This window comes from Propioniciclava sp. (assembly GCF_029977985.1).
In the GTDB taxonomy this organism is placed as follows: Bacteria; Actinomycetota; Actinomycetes; order Propionibacteriales; family Propionibacteriaceae; genus Propioniciclava.
Map to the genome: position 1 here is coordinate 1 of NZ_JARKOT010000107.1, position 3,957 is coordinate 3,957.

Consider the following 3,957-nt stretch of genomic DNA (forward strand, 5'->3'; position numbering starts at 1 on the left):
CGGGAAGGCCGGTGCCATTGGGGTCGATGTCGATCACGACGGTTCTCCATTCACGCTGAGGGTTGCTTCTGCCCACAGGTGCACCCCGCCCACCAGCACTCGCCCGGACGTGGCGAAGGCCCGCCCCCTTGGGGCGGGCCAAATGGTGAGGGGGTCAGAGTCGTTGTCCGAGTGCGATGAGCCAGTTCATCCACGCCACCCCGCCACCGGCGAGCACGGCGGCGCCGAGGGCGACGAGCACGCCCACTCGGCCCTTGGCGGCGGCGGAGTAGTTGCCGTGTGCAGCGGCGACCGCCCAGCAGATCGCGGAGACGATCAGCATGAGCACGGCGATGATGAGCACGAACATGAACAGCGCACCGACGACCTGTTTCAGATCACCGATCCCCGCCAGCCCGTCAAAGTCCGGGAACACGTCCATCACGCACCTGCTTTCACGGTGACGTGCAGGTGGTCGAAGTGGCCTCCGGTGACGTTGCCGGGGTCGTGCATCCCGCCGCCGTTGTAGGGACGCCACCCCTGGTCGTCGCGGGCGAGGGACCAGATTTTGCCTTGCCAGATCAGGTACTCGACCCCGAGCACTTCGGCGTTGTCTTTCATCCAGTTGGTGACCTTCCAGCCGGCCTCCAACTGGGCCGGTGTCGGGTAGTGGCCGATGGCGTTGCCGAAGGTGATGTCGCACGCCCGACCGAGCGGATGCTCCGACTTCGTTCCGGGGCGGGGCGAGTAGCAGCCCCAGCCGGTGTCGGGGAACGCGGCTTTGGTCTGCGCCATGAGGTGCGCGAGCCGGGCGGTGATCTTCCCGTTGCTGGTGGGGTCGTCCACCATCTGATCCGGGTCACCCGTCCACGGGTCCGGCACACCAGCCGTCCCGCCCTGGCAGCCCGCCGCCGGACCGGTGGCGGCTTCGGGGAGGTTCGCCGCGCCGTGGTCGTTGAGCCACTTCGCGGGGTCGATCGCTTCGCCGTTGGTGCCGCCGGGCCGGACCTCGAAGTGCAGATGCGCCCCCGTGGAAATGCCGGAGGAGCCGACATCGCCGATGTGCTGTCCTGCCGTCACGCGGTCACCGGCGCGAACGAGGATGCCGGTCTGCCACATATGCGCGTAGGCAGTCGCCACGGTCTGGCCGTCGATGGTGTGCTCGATGACGATGAGCCCGCCATACCCACCACTGAACTCGGCGACAGTCACCGTGCCGTCCGCGGCGGCGAGGATCGCGGTGCCGTCCGCAGCGCCGAGGTCGAGGCCGGTGTGGAACGAGGGTTCGCCGGTGATCGGATGGATGCGCGGGCCGAAATCGTCGGTCTTGACCCAGGTTCCCTCCGGCAGCGGGAACACCACCCGCGACGACTCGGCCACGCCGACAACCGGGCCGCCGCGCCCTCCGGTACGGGTCAAGGCGTCGAGGATCGCGTCAGCGACGGGTGCGTAGTTGCGGTACCTGTCGGGGAACGCACTGACCTCGACCGACTGGGCGGCCTCGCCGGGGTCCATCCGTTCCCAGCCGGGGATGTCGAGCAGTCCGCGCGGGCTCGGGTAGTTGGGACCGTCCGGGCCGCCGAAGAATGCTGCGGCTTGGTAGTTCGGGTCCATCAGCTCGGCGACGGTGCCCCACCCCGATTGCGGGCGCATCTGGAACAGCCCGAGTGAGTCGTGGTCGCCGCCGTTGCCGTCGTTGGGGTAGTTCGCGGACTCGGGGTAGGCGCTGGTGTTGGACAGCATCCGCAGCGTGGACTCGGTGAGCGCGGCCATGAGCGCGACCTTCACCCCGGGCCTGCCTACCCCGTCGATCCGGCCGCCGACCGTGATGATCGTGGCGGCGTGGGTGAGCGGGCGCTTGTTGAGGGTGAAGGTGTAGCCGTCCGCGGTGGTCACGGTGAGGCTGTCGGGGACGTTGCCGACCGAGAGCGACCCTGTGGGGGTGCAGGCGGCGATGGCGGCGGGGTTCATCAAGACCCCGATCGCCAGCAGCAGCATCGCCGGGCCGAAGAACAGCGCGGCGAGCGCGAGGACAGCGAACTTCTTGAACACGAGACGCCCGTCCTCATCGCAGCGGGTTGTCGAGCTGGGACAGCCGCAACAGGTGACAGGTCGGGTAGGCCGGTGTGCAGACGATGAACACGGTGAACGACACCGGATGCTCGCTGGATACGGGTTCGCCGTTCCAGAGGCCGTCGCGGTGCCGGGTGCCCTCGATCGTGTACGCCGTCGTGCCGGGCGCGATCTGGCCGGGTTGCGCCTGCGCCACGGCGTCGTCCCACGCCTCCGGGATGACCGCCTGGTCGATGGTGAGGTGTTGGCGGGTCTCGTGCTTGCGCAGCTCGATCCACGCCTCCCGCGTCGGCAGGAAGGTCGCGAGGTCGGAGGCGAGGCCGGCCTGTTCGGTGCCGGACGGGTCACCGACATCGAGAATCGCGGCCGTGTAGTCCAGGGGCATGAGGCCGCTGGTGGTGTCCCACGCGAAGATCGCCTCCGCGACGTTGCGGGCGAACGTCTCCGGGTCCGCAGACCTAGGCACGACCGGCAGCCGAGGTGGCGAGGACGGCCCCGGCGTCGTCGGTATGTGAGACGGCGACGGCGCGGGTTCGGGCGCCGGGGTGTTGGTGGTGCGGGGGCCAACCAGGAGGCCGTAGACGCCGACCCCGGCGAGGATCAGCAGCACCAGGCCGGCGGCGATGAGCGCGATCAGGCGGCCACGCGGAACCGATGGAGCGGGAGAAGTCTTCATGCCGGTCAGGTGCACCCCGACCGACCACGATCCCGGCGCAGTGGGTCAGAGTGCGCGTAGGCGTGGGGTCGCGGGTTCTTGTTGGCGTGCGGCGTGGAGGTCGGTGGCGAACTGGCGGGTGCCTTCGGCGGTGGCGTAGAACGCTTCGGCCTGTTCGTCGGTGAGCTGGGCGGCGAGTTCGTCCAGGTCGTAGTGCAGCCACCACGAGTCGAGTTCGGTCCAGGTCAGCACGAACGCCCGCACCGCATACCGGGCATCAGGCACCGGCGCAGCAGGGGTGGGCTTCTTCGCCCTCTTCTTCTTGCCCTTCTTCGTCTCGGCGTCTACGCGGGCGAGGGCTTGTTCGGCCAGGTCGTGCAGATGCTCGTCGCGGCTGGTGTCGGCGGCTTGGTGGATGTCGCGGATGTGCTGATACACCGGGTCGACCGAGCCGCCGTCCTCGATCTGCGCCAACCCCGCTTGGGCCTCGGCGCGCAGCGGGTCGGGGGTGTCGGGGTCGGTGGCGAGGTGTTGCAGGTAGCCGATCTTGTCCATCGTCTTGTAGGAGGGGGCGCCGGGGATCATCGCGGCGGCCTGCTCGCGGACCTTGCCCGGCGGGGTCAACGGGGGTGGAAAGTTTCCACCCCCGTTCCACCGGGGCTGATTCGCCGTCGAGAACTGCGTCGCCTGGTCCCTGCGGGCGGCGTCCTCGGCCATGAGCTCTTTGATTTCGCGGTAGAGGCCGGCGGCTTCCAGCGGGGAGAGGGTCTTGTGGAGCTGGTTGTCGTCCTGCTCCGCGAGCAGGTGCCCCAACCTGTCCGAAATGCTGGAACGCACCCAGACGTTGATGGTCCGCCAGCCGAGCTGCCGGATCGCCGCGAGCCGCCGCACCCCGCACACCAACAGCCCGTCCGGGGTGATGGTGATGGGTTGCAGCAGCCCGTCACGCTCGATCGACGCCGCGAGCGCGTCGAGGTCACCGAGGTCTCGGCGGTGGCGGCGGCCGACCTGGATCGACTCGACGGTGCGGTCGAGTTCGATGTGTCCCGTCGCCGCGGTCATCACGCACCCCTACGTCGGGTGTGGGGTGCTGCGTGGCTGATCGTTGTCACGAGCCCGTCATCGCCCAGCAGCACGGGCAGGCCCTCACCGATCAGCAGCCGCAGCAGAATGCCGCGGCCTTCGCCGGTCGCCCCGTAGCCGGGAGTGGCGCGGCCCAGCAGCACCCGCAACAGCACGGTCCATGAGGC

At 69.3% G+C, this 3,957-nt stretch carries 4 protein-coding genes and 1 pseudogene; all 5 read right to left on the bottom strand.

Annotated features, from left to right (window positions below):
- Positions 1-154: 154 nt before the first annotated feature.
- Positions 155-421 (bottom strand): DUF6112 family protein, encoded by a 267-nt coding sequence (locus Q1K57_RS06960; protein WP_232547499.1) that lies wholly within the window; start codon positions 419-421, stop codon positions 155-157.
- Complete coding sequence (locus Q1K57_RS06965) at positions 421-2,031, bottom strand: M23 family metallopeptidase (protein ID WP_300080328.1); 1,611 nt, start codon at positions 2,029-2,031, stop codon at positions 421-423. The genes Q1K57_RS06960 and Q1K57_RS06965 overlap by 1 nt, the downstream gene beginning before the upstream one ends.
- A 13-nt stretch (positions 2,032-2,044) precedes the next feature.
- Positions 2,045-2,728, bottom strand: a complete 684-nt coding sequence (locus Q1K57_RS06970; RefSeq protein ID WP_300080330.1) for a hypothetical protein — start codon at positions 2,726-2,728, stop codon at positions 2,045-2,047.
- A gap of 45 nt (positions 2,729-2,773) precedes the next feature.
- On the bottom strand, positions 2,774-3,769 hold the full coding sequence (locus Q1K57_RS06975; protein ID WP_300080332.1) for a ParB N-terminal domain-containing protein: 996 nt from the start codon (positions 3,767-3,769) through the stop codon (positions 2,774-2,776).
- A pseudogene (locus tag Q1K57_RS06980) lies at positions 3,769-3,957 on the bottom strand (hypothetical protein); the annotation flags it as partial. The pseudogene Q1K57_RS06980 and the gene Q1K57_RS06975, both read right to left, overlap by 1 nt.